The following is a 21,286-nucleotide window of genomic DNA, read 5'->3' as shown; positions in this document are numbered from 1 at the left end:
GAACGGTCGAGGGATCGCGCCGCCGCAGGCCGTCGGCGGCGATGAATATCGCCGCTTAGAGCGGGCATGCGCGAACTTGCGCCGAAAATACGTGCCTGAGCATGACCGTGAGCATGCGCCCCGTATTTCGGCGCTGCCCATTCACCGCCCATTTCGTTTCACTAGCGCCGCGCATCGCGGCATCGGACAGGTCGATTTCATGAACGATACGCCTTCGCGGCTACCGCTCACACGTCTTTCACTCATTCTTCTCGTTCTCGCGCTCGCGGTCATCTGGTTCGCGCCGCTCGGGCTGCGCCATCTGGTGCCGAGCGACGAAGGCCGCTACGCCGAAATGGCGCGCGAAATGTTCGTGACCGGAGACTGGATCACGCCGCGCTACAACGGCTACAAATACTTCGAAAAGCCGCCGCTGCAGACCTGGGCGAACGCGCTCACGTTCGCGTGGTTCGGCATCGGCGAATGGCAGGCGCGGCTTTACACGGCGCTCACGGGCTTCGTGGGCGTGCTGCTGGTCGGCTACACCGGCTCGCGCGTATTCAACGCGATGACCGGCTTCGCCGCGGCTGTCATCCTCGCGACCTGCCCGTACTGGAACCTGATGGGCCATTTCAACACGCTCGACATGGGTCTGGCGTTCTGGATGCAACTGACGCTCTGCGCGCTCCTGCTCGCCCAGCGTCCGGGCCTTGCGACGCGCGAAGTGCGCCTGTGGATGTGGCTCTGCTGGGCCGGGATGGGCGCTGCAGTGCTCTCGAAGGGTCTGGTCGGCCTGATCCTGCCGGGCGCGGTGCTCGTGCTCTACTCGCTGATTTCGCGCGACTGGGCCCTGTGGAAGCGGCTCTATATCGGCAGCGGGCTCATCGTGTTCCTGATCGTGACCGGTCCGTGGTTTGCGCTCGTGCAGATGAAAAACCCCGAGTTCTTCGATTTCTTCTTCATCGTCCAGCAGTTCAAGCGCTATCTGACGCCCGAGCAGAACCGCCCCGGCGCGTTCTATTACTTCGTGCCGGTGCTGATCGTGGGCTTTCTGCCATGGCTGTCGATCGCCTTTCAGAGCGTGCGCCACGGTTTCAAGACGCCGCGCCAGCCCAACGGCTTCGCGCCGGTCACGCTCCTGCTGATCTGGACAGCGTTCATTTTCCTGTTTTTCAGCGCGTCGCACTCGAAGCTCGTGTCTTACGTGCTGCCGGTCGCGCCCGCCATTGCGCTGGTGATGGGGCTGTATTTGCCGTCGCTTACGAAGTCGCAGTACCGCAAGCACCTGATCGGCTACGCGGTGTTCCTGATCGCGGCGGCGCTCGGCGCAATCTTCATCGGCCGCGCGGGCAGCGCGACCACGCCGAACGCGCTCTACCGCGCGTTCCAGGTGTGGGTCTGGGCCGGTATCGCGGTGGCGTTCGTCGTGACGCTGATCGCGATCGGGCTGAACCGGCGCGGCGTGCTGGCGGGCGCCGCGGGCCTCGGCGCGGCGTGGCTGCTGCTCGGCACGATCGCGGGGACGGGCCACGACGTCTTCGGCACGCAGAGCTCGGGCGTGAAGCTCGTGCCGGCCGTCAAGGCCGCGATGGCGAAACTGCCGCCCGACACGCCGTTCTACTCGATCGCCAAGCTCGATCACACGATGCCCTTCTACCTCGGCCACACGATGATCATGGTCCAGGAAGCCGACGAGCTGACCTTCGGCGTGCAGACCGAGCCGCAAAAATGGGTGCCGAGCATCGATCAGTGGGTCAAACTCTGGGACTCGGAACGCTATGCGCTCGCGCTCATGCCGCCCTACCGCTACGACGAACTCCTGGCGCGCCATGTGCCGATGCAGGTCATCGCGCGCGACGAACGTCGCGTGATTGTGGAAAAGCCGCAGCCGTGACGCACTTCCGACGCCGGACGCCTCCTGTGTTGCACTGCACGATCGTTCGGCATTTCCCGAAGAACCGGGTATCCTTGATCCGCCATTGAAAAACGCGCGATGAACCTGATTTCCTTTATTTGCATCGTCATCGGCGTATCGTTGAATGCGTGCGCCCAGCTTCTGCTCAAAGCCGGCGTGAACGCGGTGGGCCACTTCGAATTCACGCCCGCCAATATCGTGCCGGTCGGGTTCAAGATCGCGACGCAATTGCCCATCATCGGCGGGCTCGGCTGCTATGTGCTGAGCGTGGTCGTCTGGATCGTCGGGCTGTCGCGGGTGGATGTATCGATCGCCTATCCGATGCTCTCGCTCGGCTACATCGTCAACGCGTTCGCGGCCTGGTATCTGTTCGGCGAAGTGCTCTCGATGCAGCGGCTCATCGGCATCGGCATCATTCTGATCGGCGTGGTCGTGCTCGCGCGCGGCTGAATCGTCCAACCGGATCGCCCGGGCACAGGCAAGCCGATGTGCAACCGGATCGACTCACTTTTTTAAGCGCCTAGTCCATGACTCAAACATCGCGGCCGTTCCTGCCGTTCGTGAAGCCCGAAATCGACGAAGAAACCATTCAGGGCGTGGTCGACGTGCTGCGTTCGGGCTGGATCACGACCGGTCCGCAGAATCAGCAGTTCGAAGCCGAGTTGTCGGCGTACTGCGGCGGCCGTCCGGTGCGCGCGTTCAATTCCGGCACCTGCACGATGGAAATCGGCTTGCGGATCGCGGGCGTCGGCGCGGGCGACGAAGTCATCACCACGCCCATGACCTGGGTCTCCACAGCCAACGTGATTCTCGAAGTAGGCGCGACGCCGGTGTTCGTCGACATCGATCCGGCCACGCGCAACATGGATCTGGACTTGCTGGAACGGGCAATCACGTCTAAAACGAAGGCCATCATGCCGGTTTATCTCGGCGGCCTGCCGGTCGACATGGACCGGCTCTACGAAATCGCGCGCGCCCGCAAGCTGCGCGTGATCGAGGACGCCGCGCAGGCGTTCGGCTCGAGCTGGAACGGCAAGCGCATCGGCGCGTTCGGCGATCTGGTCTCGTTCAGCTTTCACGCGAACAAGAACATCACGTCGATCGAAGGCGGCGCGCTCGTGATGAACAACGAGGACGAAGCCGAACTCGCGCGCAAATATCGCCTGCAGGGCATCACGCGCACCGGTTTCGACGGCATGGATTGCGATGTGCTCGGCGGCAAGTACAACCTGACGGACGTCGCCGCGCGCGTGGGGCTGGGATCGCTGCGCAAGACCGACAGCATCACGGCGCACCGCCGCGAACTCGCGCGCCGCTATTTCGACGCGTTCGAAGGCGGCGCCGCGGAAAAGCTCGGCATGGGCCTGCCGCCGAAGAACTTCACGGACCACAACTGGCACATGTTCCAGATCGCATTGCCGCTCGAGCGTCTCAAGCTTTCGCGCGCGGAGTTCATGGGGCAGTTGAAGGAGCGCAATATCGGCAGCGGCGTGCACTATCCGGCGCTCCATCTGTTCACGCTGTATCGCGAGCGCGGCTTCAAGGAAGGCATGTTCCCGCATTCGGAGCGGTTCGGTGCGTCGAACGTGACGCTGCCGCTCTTCACCGGCATGAGCTCGGACGATGTCGAGTACGTCGTCAAGTCGATCGACGAGATCTGCGAACAATTCGGCACCCAAGGGTAACCAAGGACGATCAGCGCACAATGAGTCATATGGATTTTCCGGCGACCTCCCCCGAGCTTTCGGTGATCATCCCGGTGTACAACGAGGAGGCCGGCCTCGCCGCGCTGTTTCAGCGCCTCTATCCGGCGCTCGATGCGCTCGACACCTCGTATGAAGTAATCTTCATCAACGACGGCAGCCGCGACAAATCGGCCGCGCTGCTCGCGCAGCAGTTCCACGTGCGCCCGGACACCACGCGCGTAATTTTGCTGAACGGCAATTACGGCCAGCACATGGCGATCCTCGCGGGCTTCGAGCAGTCGCGCGGCGATATTGTCGTCACGCTCGACGCCGACCTGCAGAATCCGCCTGAGGAGATCGGCAAGCTCGTCCAGAAGATGCGCGAGGGCTACGACTACGTCGGCACGATCCGTCAGCAGCGTCAGGACAGCCTGTGGCGCAAGAAGGCGTCGCGCGCGATGAACCGCCTGCGCGAGCGCATCACGAAGATCAAGATGACGGATCAGGGCTGCATGCTGCGTGCGTACAGCCGCCATATCATCGACACGATCAATCGCTGCGGCGAGATCAACACCTTCATTCCGGCGCTCGCGTACACCTTCGCGCAGAACCCCATCGAAGTCGATGTCGCGCACGAAGAGCGCTTCGCGGGGGAATCGAAGTATTCGCTCTATAGCCTCATTCGCCTGAACTTCGATCTCGTCACCGGCTTCTCGGTGGTGCCGCTGCAATGGCTGTCGTTCATCGGCGTGATTTTGTCGGTCGGCTCGGCGGGCCTGTTCCTGCTGCTGTTGATTCGCCGCTTCATGTTCGGCGCGGAAGTTCAGGGTGTGTTCACCCTCTTCGCCATCACGTTCTTCATGCTCGGCGTGATCATCTTCGCGCTCGGACTGCTCGGCGAGTACATCGGCCGCATCTATCAGCAGGTGCGCGCGCGTCCGCGTTATCTCGTCCAGACGATCCTCGAACAGCGCGACGGCCTGTCGGTCGCGACCAAGCCGCTGCAGGACACCGTGCAGCAGGTCGTCGCCGTCACCCGCGAGGAAGACGGCCGATGAAACCGCGCGCCGTCGTCTTCGCCTATCACAACGTCGGCGTGCGCTGCCTGCAGGTGCTGCTCGCGCGCGGCGTCGATGTCGCGCTGGTCGTCACGCACGAGGACAGCGCCAGCGAAAACATCTGGTTCGGCAGCGTGGCGCACGTCGCGGCGGAACATGGCATCGAGACCGTCACGCCCGCCGATCCGAAGTCGCCCGAACTCTTCGACAGAATCGAGAAGATCGCGCCCGAGTTCATCTTCTCGTTCTATTACCGGCACATGCTGCCGGTGTCGCTGCTCTCGCTCGCGCGGCGCGGCGCGTACAACATGCACGGCTCGCTGCTGCCGAAGTATCGCGGCCGCGTGCCGACCAACTGGGCGGTGCTCAACGGCGAGACCGAATCCGGCGCGACGCTGCACGAAATGGCGGAGAAGCCCGACGCCGGCGCGATCCTTGCGCAGACGCCCGTGCCCATTCTCCCCGACGACACTGCCGCGCAAGTCTTCGATAAAACCGTGGTCGCCGCCGAGCAGACGCTCTGGCGCGTCCTGCCCGCGCTGCTCGCGGGCGAGGCGCCGCATCTGCCGAACGATCTCGCCTCGGGCAGCTACTACGGCGGGCGCAAGCCCGAGGACGGCCGCATCGACTGGTCGCAGCCGGCCCAGCGCGTCTACAACCTGATCCGCGCGGTCGCGCCGCCGTATCCGGGCGCGTTCACGGATATCGGAAGCGAGCGCTTCATCCTCGCGCGCGCGCGGCTCGTGCCGGAAACCGGCGCGCCGGGCGCTCCGCCCGAAAGACTCGGTGAGCTGCGGGGTTTGCGCCCGGGCCTCACGGTGGCGGATAATGCGCTGTTTGGCGTCTGCGGCGATGGCCGCGTCATCGCCATCCACGAATTGCGTCATCGGCCGCTCGCAGGTTCCGGCGCCGACGCGCAACCCGTGGGTGAAGAGCGCGCCGTCGATCCCGCCGAATTCGGCCGAATCATTCAATCCTCTCGTCATTCATGAAAAAAGTTCTGATCCTGGGCGTCAACGGCTTCATCGGCCACCACCTGTCCAAGCGCATCCTCGAAACGACCGACTGGGAAGTCTTCGGGATGGACATGCAAACCGATCGCCTGGGCGACCTCGCGAATCACGAGCGGATGCATTTCTTCGAAGGCGACATCACGATCAACAAGGAGTGGGTCGAGTATCACGTGAAGAAGTGCGACGTGATCCTGCCGCTGGTCGCCATCGCCACGCCCGCGACCTATGTGAAGCAGCCGCTGCGCGTGTTCGAGCTCGACTTCGAGGCGAATCTGCCGATCGTGCGTTCGGCCGTGAAGTACGGCAAGCATCTGGTGTTTCCGTCCACTTCCGAGGTGTACGGCATGTGCTCCGACGAGCAATTCGACCCGGAAGAGTCGATGCTCTCCTATGGCCCCATCAACAAGCCGCGCTGGATCTACGCGTGTTCCAAGCAGTTGATGGACCGCGTGATCTGGGGCTACGGGATGGAAGGCCTCAACTTCACGCTGTTCCGCCCGTTCAACTGGATCGGGCCGGGCCTCGACTCCATCTACACGCCGAAGGAAGGTTCGTCGCGCGTCGTGACGCAGTTCCTCGGGCATATCGTGCGCGGCGAGAACATCAGTCTCGTCGACGGCGGCGCGCAGAAGCGCGCGTTCACGGATATCGACGACGGCATCGGCGCGCTGATGAAGATCATCGAGAACAAGGGCGGCGTGGCGACGGGCAAGATCTATAACATCGGCAATCCGAAGAACAACTTCTCGGTGCGCGAGCTCGCCAACATGATGCTCAAACTGGCGAGCGAATTCCCCGAGTACTCGGACAGCGCGAAGAAGGTGCAGCTCGTCGAGACCTCGTCGGGCGCGTACTACGGCACGGGCTATCAGGACGTGCAGAATCGCGTGCCGAAGATCGACAACACGATGCAGGAGCTCGCCTGGAATCCGCAGGCCACCATGGACGACGCGCTGCGCAAGATTTTCGAAGCCTATCGCGGGCACGTGGGCGAAGCCCGCAAGCTGGTCGAGCAATCGTAAGGGCACGCGCGTGGCCCGCATCGTTCTCAAGATCGACGTCGATACGCTGCGCGGCACGCGCGAAGGCGTGCCCAATCTCGGCCGCCTGCTCGACAAGTACAGCGCCCGCGCGACGTTCCTCTTCAGTCTCGGACCCGATCACACCGGCTGGGCGCTCAGGCGCGTGTTCCGGCCGGGGTTTCTGAAGAAGGTGTCGCGCACCTCGGTGGTCGAGCATTACGGCGTCAAGACGCTGATGTACGGCGTACTGCTGCCGGGGCCGGATATCGGCCGCGAAGCCGTGTCCGAAATGCGCGCGATCCACGAGGCCGGCTTCGAATGCGGCATCCACACGTGGGATCACGTGTACTGGCAGGACAACGTGCGCGCGCGCGACCGTGACTGGACCGTCGCGCAGATGCGGCAGAGCCATGCGCGCTTCATCGAGATCTTCGGCGCGCCGCCCGTCACGCACGGCGCGGCCGGCTGGCAGATGAACGGCTACGCGTTCGAGCAGATCGACGCGTGGGGCATGCGTTATGCATCCGACGGGCGCGGGCATACGCCGTATATTCCCGTGCTCGACGGTCGCACGCTCAATCACGTGCAGATGCCCACCACCCTCCCCACGCTCGACGAGGTGCTGGGCGTGGATGGCGTCGATGAAAGCAACGTCGCGGCGCATCTGCTCAAGCGCACGGAGCACAATCCGCACGATCAGGTGTTCACGCTGCACGCCGAACTCGAAGGCCAGAAGCTCGCGCCGATTTTCGAGCGGTTGCTCGCGGGCTGGCGCGCGCAGGGACACAGCTTCGCCACGATGGGCGACTACCATGCGGCGCTGGACCGCGCGACGCTGCCCACGTACCCTGTGACCTGGGGCGAGATTCCGGGCCGCGCGGGCGAACTGATCATCCAGCCGGGCTGAAGCGGCGCGTGACCGCTTGCAGTCTCGTCGTTTTTCTCACAGACAATCCAAAAACAACCGGAGAAACCTTCGTGTCAGTCGCAGTCGACCAGTCCGTTCCCGACTTCACCGCACCCGCGACGGGTGGCGAGTTCACACTTTCGAGCCTGCGCGGCACGAAGGTCGTGCTCTTCTTCTACCCGAAGGACAACACGCCGGGTTGCACCACCGAAAGCCTTGGGTTTCGCGACCACTACGACCAGTTCAAGGCGGTCGGCGCGGAAGTGGTCGGCATCTCGCGTGACAGCGTGAAATCGCACGACAACTTCAAGGCCAAGCTGGAGTTGCCGTACACGCTCGTGTCGGACAGCGACGAAGCCATCTGCTCGCTGTTCGATGTCATCAAAATGAAGAAAATGTATGGCAAGGAAGTGCGCGGCGTGGAGCGCTCGACCTTCCTGATCGACGCCAAAGGCGTGCTTCGCCGGGAGTTCCGTGGCGTCAAGGTGCCAGGCCACGTAGAGGCGATCGTCGAGGCTGTACAAGCGATTTGAGGCACGTTATATTGGACCGCAATGAGCGCCTGTCCACCCCATTCCCTTCCATGTAGCGCGAGCCGCCGTACGCCTGCCGGCGCGGTCGGCAGGGATCCGGGCTATGTGGAGCCGGCAAGGCGCAGGCGCTCCGAGAAAAGTGAGCCGCTGGTTCCGGTAGTCGGAACGGCGGCTTTTTTGTTTGGCGTCGCACAAAGGCCCGGCTTGATCGGCTCGCGCGCGACCTGCAGTCATGCAAACTCCAAGGAGCAGATCGAAACCTAGGCGAACCGGCGATTTCGACAACGAAGCGCGCCACCGAGCGCAAACTGCGGGATCCGTATCGCTTCGAGGGCGTACGAGCAGGATGCGACAGGCGGCGCACGATACACGAACCCGATTCCTTTCGAGGGAACACCATGCCTTTGCCTACCGCCCCGGCCAAGCTCGGCCATCTCCTTCCGGCTGAAGAATACAAGGCCAAAGCCCGGCCTTCGAAGCAGTCGAAAAAGCAAGCCGCGACCAGCGACGACGACGCCTATGGCGCGGTCGAAACCGTCGCCGCGGAGCGTCCCGCCGCAGCGAACGCCGCGCACACGCTGCGCGCGATCGCGAGCGAAGTATTGACCCAGATTCCCGCCGAAGCACATGTCGAAGCGGTCGTCCCGCCGCCCGCGCCGGGCAGCGTGCCGACACGCGGCCGTAAATCGAAGCAGACCGCGGCGCTGCTGCAGCCGGCGCCCCCCGCCCGCGAGAAACCGGCCGAAGTCGAAGCGCGCACGCAGCGCGCCGACACGCCCGCAACGCCGGCCGCCGCGCCATCCGCTGCGAGGGACGCGCGCGCGCAGAACAAGCGTCGCAAGAGCGCGACAGCCGAAACCGAATTGCGCAAGCTTTTCGTGCTCGACACCAACGTGCTGATGCACGACCCGAGTTCGCTCTTCCGTTTCGAGGAGCACGACGTCTATCTGCCGATGATGACGCTGGAAGAACTCGACAATCACAAGAAGGGCATGTCGGAAGTGGCGCGCAATGCGCGTCAGGTGAGCCGCACGCTCGACGCGCTGGTGGCGAACGCGGGCAAGATGACGGAAGGCATTCTGCTGTCGTCCCAAGGCAACCGCGATGCGCAAGGCCGCCTCTACTTCCAGACCACGCTCACGGATATCGAGCCGGTTCAGGGCCTGCCCGTGGGCAAGGCCGACAACCAGATTCTCGGCGTTGTGCGCGCGTTGCAGAAGGAGCGGCCGGATCGCCAGGTCGTGCTGGTGTCGAAAGACATCAACATGCGCATCAAGGCGCATGCGCTGGGTCTGCCCGCCGAGGATTACTTCAACGATCAGGTTCTCGAAGACAAGGACCTGCTCTACTCCGGCGTGCGCGCGCTGCCGCAGGACTTCTGGACCAAGCACGCGAAGGGCATGGAAAGCTGGCAGGACACGAAAACCGGCACCACGTATTACCGCGTGACCGGGCCGCTGTGTCCCTCGATGCTCGTGAACGAGTTCGTCTACCTCGAGCCGCAGAACGGCGAGCCGTCGTTCCATGCGGTCGTGCGTGAGCTCAACGGCAAAACCGCGTTGTTGCAGACCTTGCGCGACTACGGGCACCACAAGAACAACGTGTGGGGCATCACGGCGCGCAACCGCGAGCAGAACTTCGCGCTCAACCTGTTGATGAACCCGGAAGTCGACTTCATCACCCTGCTCGGCCAGGCCGGCACCGGCAAGACGCTGATGGCGCTCGCCGCGGGTCTCGCGCAAGTGCTCGACGACAAGCGCTACAACGAGATCATCGTGACGCGTGCGACGGTTCCGGTCGGCGAGGATATAGGCTTTCTGCCAGGCACCGAGGAAGAGAAGATGCAGCCGTGGATGGGCGCATTCGACGACAACCTCGAGGTTCTGCAAAAGACCGACGATGCCGCCGGCGAGTGGGGCCGCGCCGCGACGCAGGAGCTGATCCGCTCGCGTCTGAAGGTGAAGAGCATGAACTTCATGCGGGGCCGGACATTCGTCGACAAGTACGTGATCATCGACGAGGCGCAAAACCTGACGCCCAAGCAGATGAAGACGCTCGTCACGCGCGCGGGTCCGGGCACGAAGATCGTGTGTCTGGGCAATATCGCGCAGATCGACACGCCTTATCTGACCGAAGGCAGCTCGGGGCTCACGTACGTGGTCGATCGCTTCAAGGGCTGGACGCACAGCGGCCACGTGACGCTCGCGCGCGGTGAGCGTTCGCGTCTCGCCGACTACGCGTCCGAGATTCTGTAAGTCTCGTTTTTGAGATGACAGCGGCCCGGCGGAGCAATCCGCCGGGCCGCTTCTTTTTATTCAGACGTTTCTCATCGACAACACTTACGACCGATTCTTCAAGCGTTACGTAAAGTTCTCTTGCCGCACGCCCGTTCGACGGGCTAGTATCGGCAGACTGCCCCCTCTTCCCCTTGGTCGGCGAGATTTCGCTCGCCCGTGTCACATGCGTCGAATCTGGTTGCCGCTTCTCGTCACTGCCCTTCTCGCCGCGTGCGGATCCGCGCCGCAGCAGGCAACGCGCAAGCCGGCCGTCAGCGCCAGCACCAACGCCAGCCGCACCTACAAGCCGCCACCCGGTTTCCCGACTTTCGTGGATCACAGCGTCGGGCGCGAGGAAATCTCCATTCAGGCGATGTCGCTCGTCGGCGTGCCGTATCGCTGGGGCGGCAACACGCCAGAGGCCGGTTTCGATTGCAGCGGGCTCGTGCGTTACGTGGTCGATCGCGCAGCGTCCGTGAATCTGCCGCGCACGACCGCGGAGATGAGTTCGCGCGGCGAATCGGTCGAACCGGACGGCATCGCGCCGGGCGATCTGATCTTCTTCAATACGACCGGACGGCCGCATTCGCACGTCGGCATCTATGTCGGCAAATTGCGCTTCGTGAATGCGCCATCGACGGGCGGCACCGTACGGCTCGACTATCTGACGAACCCGTACTGGGCGAAGCGCTTCGACGGCATTCGCCGCGTCGCCGCGCCGAAGTCCGCGCCCACGCCGTTCGATGCGCCGACGTACGTGGCGTCGCCCGCGCCAGCACCGGTGCCATCGCCCGCGCCGGCCTACGCGCGGCAGACCGCGCCAACCAGCGCCGATGCGTTTGAGCCGCCCCCTTCTTCACTCACCGCCGCGCAGCGCCAGGCACAAAGCGCGGGTGCCACGGCGCCAGCGCCCGCCAACCCAACCGCCGACGCCGACGCCTTCGAGCCGCCGCCGCCTTCCCTGAGCGCGGCGCAGCGTCAGGCGCAGGCCGCGGGCGCCACCGCGCCTTCCATCGCCACGATCAACGCATCGCCGGATCCGATCCGCGCCGCAGCCGATGCCTTCGAACCGCCACCGTCGACATCGAATGCGGCGCGCCAGCAAGCGCGCACCGCGCAGGATCCACCGGTGCACGTCATGCGCGCGTCCACCGGCTCGCTCGCCGCTCCGCATCCCGCCCCCAGCGACGATCCCATCGCCCGCTTCGCCAACGGCAGCAACTGACGCGCGCCGCGCGTCTCTGCTATCGTGTTCCGATCAATCGTCGACGGAGCGCAACGCCATGGACCTGGGACTCGCGGGCAAGGTCGTCCTTATAACGGGCGGCAGCAAGGGAATCGGATTTGCGTGTGCAAGAGCGTTCGCGAGCGAAGGCGCGAAAGTCGCGATCGTCTCGCGCGATGCCGCGAATCTCGCCCGCGCCCGCGAGCAACTCGCCAGCGGCGGGCATCACGTGCATCTCGCGCGCGCCGACCTGCACGAGGCGCATAGCGCGGAAGATGTGGTCGAAGAAGCGAGCGCCGCGCTCGGGCCCATCGACATTCTGATCAACAGCGCCGGGGCCGCGAAACGCTACGATCCCGACGCACTCGACGCCGCCGCCTACAAGGCCGCGATGGACGCCAAATACTTCTCCTACGTCTATCCGCAGCAAGTGGTGCTCAAACGCATGGCCGAGCGCGTGCGCAACGATCCGACCGTCGAGCCGGGCGCGATCGTGAATATCGTCGGGATGGGCGGAAAGATCGCCACCGACATCCATATCGCGGGCGGTGCGGCGAATGCGGCGCTGATGTTGAACACGGTCGGACTCGCGCATCATTACGCGAAGCTCGGCATCCGCATCAACGCAATCAATCCGGGCGCGACGCTTACCGAGCGCGTCGAGGAAGCGCTCGAACTGGAAGCTAAGCGGCAAGGCGTCACGCGCGATCAGGTGCTCGCCGACACGCAGTCGAAAGTGCCGCTCGGGCGCTATGCGAAACCGGAGGAAATCGCCGACGTCGCGCTCTTTCTGGCGAGCCGGCGCGCGAGTTACGTATCGGGCGCGATCATTCCGATGGACGGAGTCTCGTCACCGATCATCTGATGCGCTTCGGCCCCGCATCACGCCAGGCCGAAGGCAGGGAAAGGCTTACAGGAAGCGGTGGCCGACCCACCATCCCGCCGCCGCGAGCGCGGCGGAAGCGGGAATCGTCAGAATCCACGCCCACACGATATTGCCTGCGACGCCCCAGCGCACCGCGCTGAACTTCTGTGTCGCGCCGACGCCGACGATCGCGCCGGTGATCGTATGCGTCGTGGAAACGGGAATGCCCAGGAACGACGCGACGAACAGCGTGATCGCCCCGCCCGTCTCCGCGCAGAAACCGCCGACCGGCTTGAGCTTGGTGATCTTCTGACCCATCGTGCGCACGATACGCCAGCCGCCGAAGAGCGTGCCCAGACCCATCGACAGATAGCACAGGCCGATGACCCAAATGGGCGGCGCGTCGGCGGTGACGGACGCGTAGCCGGTCGCGATCAAAAGCATCCAGATGATGCCGATCGTCTTCTGCGCGTCATTGCCGCCGTGCCCGAGCGAATACAGGCCCGCCGAGACGAGCTGCATGCGGCGGAAACGCCGGTCGACCTTCGAAGGCGGCGTGCGGAAATACAGCCACGACACCAGCAGCATGAAGAACGAACCGAGCACGAATCCCAGCACCGGCGAGATGAAGATGAACGCGACGGTCTTGAGCAGCCCGTCCCAGTTGAGCGCCCCCCATCCCGACTTGGCGAGCGCCGCGCCGACCAGTCCACCGATCAGTGCGTGCGACGAGCTCGACGGAATGCCGTAGATCCACGTGACGATGTTCCAGCCGATCGCGCCCACGAGCGCGCCGAAGATGACGTAGTGATCGACGATCTCGGGATCGATCGTTCCCTTGCCGACGGTGGCGGCGACCTTCAGGTGAAAGATGAAATACGCGATGACGTTGAACGCCGCCGCGAACGCGACCGCCTGCTGCGGCTTGAGCACGCCGGTCGAGACGACCGTCGCGATGGAGTTGGCGGCGTCGTGGAAGCCGTTCATGAAGTCGAACGCGAGTGCGACTATGACGAGCAGCGCGACCGCCCAGATGGCGAGTTGAATCGAATGCATCAGTGGGTGTTGTTGTGACCGGTTCTGGAATGCGGCGCCGATCAGGCGTTTTCCAGCACAATGCCTTCGATGATGTTCGCGACGTCCTCGCACTTGTCGGTGATCGTCTCGAGCAGCTCGTAGATCGCCTTCAGCTTGATGAGCGTCTTCACATCGTCTTCCTCGCGGAAGAGCTTCGACATCGCGGCGCGCAGCACGCGGTCGGCGTCCGATTCGAGACGGTCGATTTCCTCGCAAATCTTGAGGATCTCGCTCGCGCGCTTCATGTCCGCGAGCAGTTCGACCGCCTGCTGAACCCGCAACGCCGTTGCCGTGCAGATATGCGCAAGCTGGCTCGCCTCAGAGGTCACCGCGCGCACGTCGTACAGCGAGATGGCCGTGGCAACGTCCTCCATCAGATCGAGGATGTCGTCCATCGTGGTGATGAGCTTATGGATCTCGTCGCGGTCGAGCGGCGTGATGAAGGTCTTGTGCAGCAGGTCGATGGTTTCATGCGTGAGCTTGTCGGCGCGCTTTTCGTTCGCCTGGACGTTCTGCTTGTGCACCTCGGCGTCCTCGAGGTTATCGATCAGCAATTCGAGCTCGCGGCTGGCATCGACCATGCACTTCGCGTGCGCGTTGAAAATCTCAAAAAATTTGCCCTCGGTGGGCATAAAACGACCGAACATGAAAATCCCGAAAAATGGGTTTTTGAACAGACATCAATCTGACATATTGTACCTGCGTGCACCACCCGACGCACCGCGCGCGGCGCGGCGTATCGTCGGATGTGGCAAGCGCGTGACAGCAGGCGGCGTGCCGCGCGGGCGCTCTCGGCTTTACTCGCTGCCGTAGAAGCTCTGTACGCCGGCGAAGTTGTCAAACTTCGTATATTGACCATGGAACGTCAGACGCACCGGTCCGATCGGACCGTTACGCTGCTTGCCGATGATGATTTCGGCGGTGCCCTTGTCCGGGCTGTCCGGGTTGTAGACTTCGTCGCGGTAGATGAACAGGATCACGTCCGCGTCCTGTTCGATTGCGCCCGATTCGCGCAGGTCCGACATGATCGGACGCTTGTTCGGCCGCTGCTCGAGACCGCGGTTCAACTGCGACAGCGCTATTACCGGCACGTCGAGTTCCTTGGCAAGGCTCTTCAGCGAGCGCGAGATTTCGGAGATTTCGGTCGCGCGGTTTTCGCCGCCGCCCGAACCCGACATCAGCTGCAGATAGTCGACGATGATCAGGCCCAACTTGCCGCACTGCCGCGACAGTCGCCGCGCGCGCGAGCGCAGTTCCATCGGATTGAGACCACCGGTTTCGTCGATGAAAAGCTGCGCCTCGCTCATTTTCTGCACCGCGTGCGTGAGCTTCGGCCAGTCTTCGTCGGTCAGGCGGCCGGTACGCATGCGGTGCTGGTCGAGCCGGCCGACCGAACCGAGCATACGCATCGTGAGCTGCGTGCCGGGCATTTCCATCGAGAACACCGCGACCGGCAAACCGTACTCCACCGCCACGTATTCGCCGATGTTCATCGAAAACGCGGTCTTACCCATCGACGGCCGCCCCGCCACGATGATCAGCTCGCCGCCGTGCATGCCTGAGGTCATGCGGTCGAGATCGACGAAGCCGGTCGGCGTGCCGGTGACATCGCTCGGATTGGCGGTGTGATACAGCGTGTCGATGCGCTCCACGACCTGCGTGAGCAGCGGTCCGATTTCAAGGAAACCCTGCGTGCCGCGCGCGCCGTCCTCGGCGATCGAGAACACGCGCGATTCCGCCTCGTCCAGAATCTGGCGGACTTCCTTGCCCTGCGGATTGAAGGCGTCGGCGGAAATTTCATCCGCGACCGATACGAGGCGGCGCAACACCGCGCGATCGCGCACGATTTCCGCATAGCGGCGAATATTCGCGGCGCTAGGCGTGTTCTGCGCCAGCGCGTTGAGATACGCAAGACCGCCCACTTCCTCGGCCTTTCCGGCCATGTTCAGCGCTTCGTAGACGGTGATGACGTCGGCGGGACGGGTCGCCGCGATCAGCTTGCCAATGTGCTCGTAAATAATGCGATGGTCATAGCGATAAAAATCGCTTTGCGCCATGACATCGGCGATACGGTCCCATGCGGCGTTGTCCAGCAGCAGGCCGCCGATCACGGATTGCTCGGCTTCGATCGAATGCGGCGGGACCTTCAGCGCGTCGAGTTGCGGGTCTTTGGACGGAGCGTTCATGGGGTGGAATTATCGATGAAATACGGCGTGCGCTACTACGTTCAGACGAAAAAAAGCGGGAGTCGTTGAGACTCCCGCTTTTTGTACAGCGACGCGAGGCGCGAGGCCCCGCTACACGCTTACGCGTGCTCGCCGAGCACCGACACCGTGACGTCGACCAGCACGTCCGTGTGCAGCGCCACTTGAACCGGATGGTCGCCGACCATCTTGATCGGGCCTTGCGGCAGACGCACTTGCGCCTTTTCCACTTCGGCGAAGCCTTGCTTCTTCAGCGCTTCAGCGATGTCCGCGTTCGTGACCGAACCGAACAGACGGCCGTCGACGCCAGCCTTCTGGCCGATCTGAACCGTGAAGCCGCTCAGCTTTTCGCCTTGTGCCTGTGCGGCTGCCAGCTTTTCAGCGGCGACCTTTTCGAGGTCCGCGCGGCGGACTTCGAATTCGGCGATTGCGTCCTTCGTTGCACGGCGAGCCTTCTTGCCGGGGATCAGGAAGTTACGTGCGTAGCCGTCCTTGACCTTGACGATGTCGCCCAGGTTGCCCAGATTGACGACCTTTTCCAAAAGAATGATTTGCATTTTTGGCTTTCCTTATTGCGTCGTCTGATTAGGCCTTGTGCAGGTCGGTGTACGGCAGGAGCGCGAGGAAACGCGCGCGCTTGATTGCCGTGTCGAGCTGGCGCTGATAGTGCGCCTTCGTGCCAGTCAGACGAGCCGGCGTGATCTTGCCGTTTTCGCCGATGAAGTCCTTCAGCGTTTCCGTGTCCTTGTAGTCGATGTACTCGACGCCGGCTGCCGTGAAACGGCAGAACTTCTTGCGCTTGAAGAGCGGGTTTTGTTGCTGACGACGCTTGTCGAATTTCTTACCAGTCGGGCGGGGCATGATTAGTCCTTTCCAATGTCCTGCAATTCTGTGATGTGAAACACCAGGGTTCGCGCGTTACGGCTTTTCTTCGCCAGAAAGCCGGTGAAGCGTGTTTCCACGCCCATCGGGCAGCTTTCCAGCTTGCCGCTCGCTTCGCCGGCCGCGACAGCCTGCAGTGTCAGCTCGATCTTGCGGACGATGCCCGCTTCGACGACTTCCGCTGCGTGTTGCAACGTGCAGCTTGCGATCGGGATGCCGGCGGGGGTGTACCGCACCGGTTCGCGTTCCACGACGCTTGCTGTCAGTTGCAGCCGGTTCACTTAATGTGTTCGTTCCCTGATGGCTTGACAGTATTTAACTGTCCTTAAGCCTGCGCTTCGGACGGCTGGCTGGCCGCCTTCTTGGCTTCTTCGCGCTGCACTTCCTTCATCATCGGCGACGGGCCGGTTTCGGCCTTCTTCATCTTGACGATGAGGTGACGCAGAACGGCGTCGTTGAACTTGAACGCGTGCTCCAGCTCTTCGAGCGTAGCTTGATCGCATTCGATGTTCATGCAGACGTAGTGAGCCTTCGCGAGTTTCTCGATCATGTAGGCCAGCTGGCGACGGCCCCAGTCTTCGATGCGGTGGACCTGGCCACCGTGCGACGTGATCGTGCTCTTGTAGCGCTCGATCATTGCGGGCACTTGCTCGCTTTGATCGGGATGCACGATGAAGACGATTTCGTAATGACGCATATTCACTCCTTGTGGATATAAGCCACCCGGGCGTCGGACCGGTGCGGCAAGTGAGAAGCCCACGACTATAACGCGATTTACCACCACGGGCAAGCCGAATCGGTGATTTCCGAATGACTTCGGCTGAAATTTCAAGCAGTTAGCGCGCGTGCGCTTGCTCCGGCTGCGGCTCGCCCGGCAGCGTCAGCGGGCGGCTCCAGTAACCCGGCTGCGTATAGATTTCCTTAAGATAATCAATGAAGTAGCGCACTCTCGCCGGCACGTAGCGCTGCTGCGGGTAGACCGCGAGGATGTCGTAATCGGGCAATTCGAACTCGTCGAGCACGGTTTCCAGTTCGCCCGATTCGAGTTGCCGCTGGATTTCCCAGGTCGAGCGCCAGCCGAGCCCAAGCCCTTCCGATGCCCAGCGGTGCAGCAGTTCGCCGTCGTTGCAATCGAGACTGCCGGACACGCGCACCGTGACGACCTTGCCGTTGCGCCGAAAATACCAGCCGCGGTTCTGACCGCCTTGCAGGTTGAAGGCGAGGCAATTGTGGTTCGGCAGGTCTTCGAGCGTTTTCGGGCGCCCGTGCTTCCTGAAGTACTCCGGCGTGCCGCATACCACGCGCCGGTTGCTCGCCAGCTTCACCGCGACGAAGTTCGGATCGACCGCCCCGCCGATGCGAATCGACAGGTCGTAGCCCTCGCGCACCAGATCGACTACGCGATCCGTCAGATTGAACGACATCTGCAGTTCGGGCTTGTCGCGCACGAACGGCGGCGCGTGCGGCGCCACGTGCATGCGCCCGAACGCGGCCGGCGCCGATACGATCAGATGCCCGCCCACCGCGCGACGCCCCGCCGTCAGCTCGTTTTCGGCCTGATCCCAGTCGGCGAGCAGGTTCTTGCAGCGGTCGAGGAACGCCGCGCCTTCTTCGCTGACGACGAGCCGGCGCGTCGAGCGGTACATCAGCTTCACGCCGAGGCGCTTTTCGAGCGCGTCGATGCGCCGGCCGAGGATCACCGGCGACACGCCCTCCTCCAGCGCCGCCGCGGCAAGGCTGCCCGCCTCGGCCACACGCACGAAGGTTTCTATCTGTTTGAATCGATCCATCTCTGTCTCCTTGATCGGGCGTGGCCGTAAGCCCCGTCGCTCCGTTATTCGATACTTTTTGTTTGGGAAAAAGCGACTCCGGCTGATCTTATCAAACCTTTTTCACGGGCATAAAGTGCAACGGAACCCTGCTTGAATGCAGACAGCGATTTCGGATTGAGACCCCAGGAAGGAGACAACCATGCCCAAGATGAGAGCCGTTGACGCAGCCGTGCTCGTGCTGGAAAAAGAAGGTATCGACACCGCGTTCGGCGTGCCGGGTGCCGCGATCAACCCGTTCTATTCCGCGATGAAGAAGTCGGGCGGCATCAGCCACGTGCTGGCGCGCCACGTCGAAGGCGCATCGCACATGGCCGAAGGTTATACCCGCGCGGCCCCGGGCAACATCGGCGTGTGCATCGGCACGTCGGGCCCGGCGGGCACGGACATGATCACCGGCCTCTACTCGGCTCAGGCCGACTCCATTCCCATTCTCGCGATTACCGGCCAGGCGCCGCGCGCGCGTTTGTACAAGGAAGATTTCCAGGCCGTCGATATCGAATCGATCGCCAAGCCCGTCACCAAGTGGGCCGTCACCGTGCGCGAGCCGGCGCTGGTGCCGCGCGTGTTCCAGCAGGCGTTCCACCTGATGCGCTCGGGCCGCCCGGGTCCGGTGCTGGTCGACCTGCCGATCGACGTGCAGATGGCCGAAATCGAATTCGACATCGACACCTACGAGCCGCTGCCGGTCTACAAGCCGAAAGCGACGCGCGCGCAGATCGAAAAGGCGCTCGCGATGCTCAACGACGCCGAAAAGCCGTTGATCGTCTCCGGCGGCGGCGTGCTCAACGCGGCGGCGGAAGACCTGCTCGTTGAATTCGCGGAAACGCTCGGCGTGCCCGTCATTCCGACGCTCATGTCCTGGGGCGCAATCCCCGACGATCACCCGCTGATGGCCGGCATGGTCGGTCTGCAGACGTCGCACCGCTACGGCAACGCGACGATGCTCGCCTCCGACTTCGTGCTCGGCATCGGCAACCGCTGGGCGAATCGCCATACGGGCAGCGTCGAGGTTTATACGAAGGGCCGTAAGTTCGTGCACGTGGATATCGAGCCGACGCAGATCGGCCGCGTGTTCGGACCGGACCTCGGCATCGTGTCGGATGCGAAGGCCGCGCTCGAACTGTTCGTCGAAGTGGCGAAGGAATGGAAGGCCGCCGGCAAGCTCAAGGACCGTGGCGCATGGGTTGCCGACTGTCAGCAGCGCAAGCGCACGATGCTGCGCAAGACGCACTTCGACAACGTGCCGATGAAGCCGCAGCGCGTCTACGAAGAAATGAACCTCGCGTTCGATCGCGACACCTGCTTCGTGACGACGATCGGTCTGTCGCAGATCGCCGGCGCGCAGTTCCTGCACGTGTTCAAGGCGCGCAACTGGATCAACTGCGGTCAGGCCGGCCCGCTCGGCTGGACGATTCCCGCCGCGCTCGGCGTGCGTGCGGCCGATCCGCAACGCAAGATCGTCGCGCTGTCGGGCGACTACGACTTCCAGTTCATGATCGAAGAACTCGCGGTCGGCGCGCAATTCAAGCTGCCGTACGTGCATGTGGTGGTCAACAACTCGTATCTCGGCCTGATCCGTCAGGCGCAGCGCGGCTTCGACATGGACTACTGCGTGCAGCTCGCGTTCGACAACATCAACGCGCCTGAACTCGAAGGCTACGGCGTGGATCACGTCGCGGTGGCCGAAGGTCTCGGCTGCAAGGCGCTGCGCGTGCACAAGCCGGAAGACATCGCCCCGGCGCTGAAGCAGGCACAGGCGCTGGCCGCGGAACATCAGGTTCCGGTTGTCGTCGAGATGATTCTCGAGCGCGTGACCAACATCGCGATGGGCACGGAAATCGACGCAATCAACGAGTTCGAAGAGCTCGCCGAGTCGAAGGCCGACGCACCGACCGCCGTCACGCCGCTGGACTAAGCATCGCCGCCGCGCGTTCGTTCGAAACGGGCGCGCGGCACCCATTCACTGACCGACCATCAGGAAAGCACAATGCCGAAATTTGCCGCGAATTTGACCATGCTGTTCAACGAAGTCCCGTTCCTCGACCGCTTCGCGGCTGCGGCGAACGCGGGTTTCAAGGCGGTCGAGTTCCTGTTCCCTTACGCGTTCTCGATCAGCGACATCCAGAAGCGCCTGAAGGAAAACGATCTGCAGATCGTGCTGCACAACCTGCCCGCCGGCAACTGGGAAGCCGGCGAGCGCGGCATTGCCTGCCTGCCGGATCGCGTCGCGGAGTTCCGCGAAGGCGTGCCGCGCGCGATCGAATATGCGAAGGCGTTGAACGTGCCGCAACTGAACTGCCTCGTCGGCATTCCGACGGCGGGTGTCTCGGCGGATCAGGCGCGCGCGACGATCATCGAGAACCTGCGCTTCGCAGCGGAAGCGCTGAAGAAGGAAAACATCCGCTTGCTGGTCGAGCCGTGCAACTCGTATGACATTCCGGGTTTCGCGCTGAACCGCTCGAAGGAAGGTCTGGATGTGATCAAGGCGGTCGGCTCGGACAACCTGTTCCTGCAGTACGACATCTATCACATGCAGCGCATGGAAGGCGAACTCGCCGCGACGATCAAAAAGAATCTGCCGCAGATCGCGCATATCCAGCTCGCCGACAACCCGGGCCGCAACGAGCCGGGCACGGGCGAAATCAATTACGCGTTCCTGTTCAAGCTGCTCGACGAGATCGGCTATCAGGGATGGATCGGCTGCGAGTACAAGCCGCTGAACGGCACGGACGCCGGCCTCGGCTGGCTGCAAAGCATCGGCGGCGTGAAGCAACGCGCAACCGCTTAAACCAGACACACAGGAGGAGCTAGAA

Annotated in this window: 21 protein-coding genes; 13 read left to right on the top strand and 8 right to left on the bottom strand. The window is 63.3% G+C overall.

The window, feature by feature from the left end; translation table 11 throughout:
• Positions 1–199: 199 nt before the first annotated feature.
• From AWB79_RS17440 to AWB79_RS17390, 11 genes are all read left to right on the top strand, one after another.
• Positions 200–1,873, top strand: coding sequence for a glycosyltransferase family 39 protein (locus AWB79_RS17440; RefSeq protein ID WP_061168663.1), 1,674 nt, complete (start codon positions 200–202; stop codon positions 1,871–1,873).
• 99 nt (positions 1,874–1,972) lie between these two features.
• Entirely contained in the window at positions 1,973–2,344 is a 372-nt protein-coding gene (locus AWB79_RS17435; RefSeq protein ID WP_061168662.1) for a DMT family transporter, read from the top strand.
• 77 nt (positions 2,345–2,421) lie between these two features.
• Positions 2,422–3,579 carry a DegT/DnrJ/EryC1/StrS family aminotransferase gene (locus AWB79_RS17430; protein ID WP_061168661.1) on the top strand — a complete coding sequence of 386 codons (1,158 nt, stop codon included), beginning with the start codon at positions 2,422–2,424 and terminating at the stop codon, positions 3,577–3,579.
• Between the two features lie 20 nt (positions 3,580–3,599).
• Positions 3,600–4,637, top strand: coding sequence for a glycosyltransferase (locus AWB79_RS17425; RefSeq protein WP_061168660.1), 1,038 nt, complete (start codon positions 3,600–3,602; stop codon positions 4,635–4,637).
• Entirely contained in the window at positions 4,634–5,629 is a 996-nt protein-coding gene (locus tag AWB79_RS17420; RefSeq protein ID WP_061168659.1) for a formyltransferase, read from the top strand. The genes AWB79_RS17425 and AWB79_RS17420 overlap by 4 nt, the downstream gene beginning before the upstream one ends.
• On the top strand, positions 5,626–6,672 hold the full coding sequence (locus AWB79_RS17415) for a bifunctional UDP-4-keto-pentose/UDP-xylose synthase (protein ID WP_061168658.1): 1,047 nt from the start codon (positions 5,626–5,628) through the stop codon (positions 6,670–6,672). Before AWB79_RS17420 ends, AWB79_RS17415 begins: the two co-directional genes overlap by 4 nt.
• 10 nt (positions 6,673–6,682) lie before the next feature.
• Positions 6,683–7,579, top strand: coding sequence for a polysaccharide deacetylase family protein (locus tag AWB79_RS17410; protein WP_061168657.1), 897 nt, complete (start codon positions 6,683–6,685; stop codon positions 7,577–7,579).
• Positions 7,580–7,650: 71 nt separating this feature from the next.
• On the top strand, positions 7,651–8,112 hold the full coding sequence (locus AWB79_RS17405) for a peroxiredoxin (protein WP_061168656.1): 462 nt from the start codon (positions 7,651–7,653) through the stop codon (positions 8,110–8,112).
• 398 nt (positions 8,113–8,510) lie between these two features.
• The gene (locus tag AWB79_RS17400; protein WP_061168655.1) at positions 8,511–10,367 is read left to right on the top strand and encodes a PhoH family protein; all 1,857 of its coding nucleotides are present in this window, start codon (positions 8,511–8,513) and stop codon (positions 10,365–10,367) included.
• Positions 10,368–10,572: 205 nt separating this feature from the next.
• Positions 10,573–11,613 (top strand): C40 family peptidase, encoded by a 1,041-nt coding sequence (locus tag AWB79_RS17395; RefSeq protein ID WP_061168654.1) that lies wholly within the window; start codon positions 10,573–10,575, stop codon positions 11,611–11,613.
• A 58-nt stretch (positions 11,614–11,671) separates the two neighbouring features.
• A complete protein-coding gene (locus AWB79_RS17390) occupies positions 11,672–12,478 on the top strand; it encodes an SDR family oxidoreductase (RefSeq protein ID WP_061168653.1) in 807 nt (268 codons plus the stop codon).
• 45 nt (positions 12,479–12,523) lie between these two features.
• On the opposite strand, the gene AWB79_RS17385 is transcribed toward AWB79_RS17390, so the two are convergent.
• The 8 genes from AWB79_RS17385 to AWB79_RS17350 all read right to left on the bottom strand — a co-directional run bounded on the left by AWB79_RS17385 (position 12,524) and on the right by AWB79_RS17350 (position 18,431).
• Positions 12,524–13,534 carry an inorganic phosphate transporter gene (locus tag AWB79_RS17385; protein ID WP_061168652.1) on the bottom strand — a complete coding sequence of 337 codons (1,011 nt, stop codon included), beginning with the start codon at positions 13,532–13,534 and terminating at the stop codon, positions 12,524–12,526.
• A 41-nt stretch (positions 13,535–13,575) separates the two neighbouring features.
• A complete protein-coding gene (locus AWB79_RS17380; protein WP_061168651.1) occupies positions 13,576–14,202 on the bottom strand; it encodes a DUF47 domain-containing protein in 627 nt (208 codons plus the stop codon).
• Between the two features lie 150 nt (positions 14,203–14,352).
• Entirely contained in the window at positions 14,353–15,741 is a 1,389-nt protein-coding gene (locus tag AWB79_RS17375; RefSeq protein WP_061168650.1) for a replicative DNA helicase, read from the bottom strand.
• Between the two features lie 119 nt (positions 15,742–15,860).
• Positions 15,861–16,316: a 50S ribosomal protein L9 gene (gene rplI, locus AWB79_RS17370; RefSeq protein WP_061168649.1), complete on the bottom strand. Its 456-nt coding sequence runs from the start codon at positions 16,314–16,316 to the stop codon at positions 15,861–15,863.
• A gap of 28 nt (positions 16,317–16,344) precedes the next feature.
• Positions 16,345–16,620, bottom strand: coding sequence for a 30S ribosomal protein S18 (gene rpsR / locus AWB79_RS17365; RefSeq protein WP_007000150.1), 276 nt, complete (start codon positions 16,618–16,620; stop codon positions 16,345–16,347).
• A gap of 2 nt (positions 16,621–16,622) precedes the next feature.
• Complete coding sequence (gene priB / locus AWB79_RS17360; protein ID WP_050452460.1) at positions 16,623–16,922, bottom strand: primosomal replication protein N; 300 nt, start codon at positions 16,920–16,922, stop codon at positions 16,623–16,625.
• Between the two features lie 44 nt (positions 16,923–16,966).
• A complete protein-coding gene (gene rpsF / locus AWB79_RS17355) occupies positions 16,967–17,338 on the bottom strand; it encodes a 30S ribosomal protein S6 (protein ID WP_061168648.1) in 372 nt (123 codons plus the stop codon).
• 139 nt (positions 17,339–17,477) lie between these two features.
• Positions 17,478–18,431 carry a LysR family transcriptional regulator gene (locus AWB79_RS17350; RefSeq protein WP_061168647.1) on the bottom strand — a complete coding sequence of 318 codons (954 nt, stop codon included), beginning with the start codon at positions 18,429–18,431 and terminating at the stop codon, positions 17,478–17,480.
• A gap of 181 nt (positions 18,432–18,612) precedes the next feature.
• Here AWB79_RS17350 and gcl point away from each other — a divergent pair, with 181 nt between their 5' ends.
• Together gcl and hyi are read left to right on the top strand one after the other, a co-directional pair.
• Positions 18,613–20,388 carry a glyoxylate carboligase gene (gene gcl, locus AWB79_RS17345; RefSeq protein WP_061168646.1) on the top strand — a complete coding sequence of 592 codons (1,776 nt, stop codon included), beginning with the start codon at positions 18,613–18,615 and terminating at the stop codon, positions 20,386–20,388.
• A gap of 72 nt (positions 20,389–20,460) precedes the next feature.
• On the top strand, positions 20,461–21,261 hold the full coding sequence (gene hyi, locus AWB79_RS17340; protein ID WP_061168645.1) for a hydroxypyruvate isomerase: 801 nt from the start codon (positions 20,461–20,463) through the stop codon (positions 21,259–21,261).
• Positions 21,262–21,286: the final 25 nt, after the last annotated feature.

Source organism: Caballeronia hypogeia (assembly GCF_001544875.2).
In the GTDB taxonomy this organism is placed as follows: domain Bacteria; phylum Pseudomonadota; class Gammaproteobacteria; order Burkholderiales; family Burkholderiaceae; genus Caballeronia; species Caballeronia hypogeia.
The sequence above is the reverse complement of the archived record's forward strand: the minus strand, read 5'-3'. Positions and strand labels throughout refer to the sequence as shown.

Excerpts from the sequence above, each read along its gene's own strand:
- AWB79_RS17375 (WP_061168650.1), bottom strand. The coding sequence starts at position 15,741 with ATGAACGCTCCGTCCAAAGACCCGCAACTCGACGCGCTGAAGGTCCCG.
- hyi (WP_061168645.1), top strand. The coding sequence starts at position 20,461 with ATGCCGAAATTTGCCGCGAATTTGACCATGCTGTTCAACGAAGTCCCG.
- AWB79_RS17415 (WP_061168658.1), top strand. The coding sequence starts at position 5,626 with ATGAAAAAAGTTCTGATCCTGGGCGTCAACGGCTTCATCGGCCACCAC.
- rplI (WP_061168649.1), bottom strand. The coding sequence starts at position 16,316 with ATGCAAATCATTCTTTTGGAAAAGGTCGTCAATCTGGGCAACCTGGGC.
- AWB79_RS17385 (WP_061168652.1), bottom strand. The coding sequence starts at position 13,534 with ATGCATTCGATTCAACTCGCCATCTGGGCGGTCGCGCTGCTCGTCATA.
- AWB79_RS17420 (WP_061168659.1), top strand. The coding sequence starts at position 4,634 with ATGAAACCGCGCGCCGTCGTCTTCGCCTATCACAACGTCGGCGTGCGC.
- rpsF (WP_061168648.1), bottom strand. The coding sequence starts at position 17,338 with ATGCGTCATTACGAAATCGTCTTCATCGTGCATCCCGATCAAAGCGAG.
- AWB79_RS17425 (WP_061168660.1), top strand. The coding sequence starts at position 3,600 with ATGAGTCATATGGATTTTCCGGCGACCTCCCCCGAGCTTTCGGTGATC.
- AWB79_RS17395 (WP_061168654.1), top strand. The coding sequence starts at position 10,573 with ATGCGTCGAATCTGGTTGCCGCTTCTCGTCACTGCCCTTCTCGCCGCG.
- AWB79_RS17440 (WP_061168663.1), top strand. The coding sequence starts at position 200 with ATGAACGATACGCCTTCGCGGCTACCGCTCACACGTCTTTCACTCATT.
- AWB79_RS17350 (WP_061168647.1), bottom strand. The coding sequence starts at position 18,431 with ATGGATCGATTCAAACAGATAGAAACCTTCGTGCGTGTGGCCGAGGCG.
- rpsR (WP_007000150.1), bottom strand. The coding sequence starts at position 16,620 with ATGCCCCGCCCGACTGGTAAGAAATTCGACAAGCGTCGTCAGCAACAA.
- AWB79_RS17435 (WP_061168662.1), top strand. The coding sequence starts at position 1,973 with ATGAACCTGATTTCCTTTATTTGCATCGTCATCGGCGTATCGTTGAAT.
- gcl (WP_061168646.1), top strand. The coding sequence starts at position 18,613 with ATGCCCAAGATGAGAGCCGTTGACGCAGCCGTGCTCGTGCTGGAAAAA.
- AWB79_RS17430 (WP_061168661.1), top strand. The coding sequence starts at position 2,422 with ATGACTCAAACATCGCGGCCGTTCCTGCCGTTCGTGAAGCCCGAAATC.
- AWB79_RS17390 (WP_061168653.1), top strand. The coding sequence starts at position 11,672 with ATGGACCTGGGACTCGCGGGCAAGGTCGTCCTTATAACGGGCGGCAGC.
- AWB79_RS17400 (WP_061168655.1), top strand. The coding sequence starts at position 8,511 with ATGCCTTTGCCTACCGCCCCGGCCAAGCTCGGCCATCTCCTTCCGGCT.
- AWB79_RS17380 (WP_061168651.1), bottom strand. The coding sequence starts at position 14,202 with ATGTTCGGTCGTTTTATGCCCACCGAGGGCAAATTTTTTGAGATTTTC.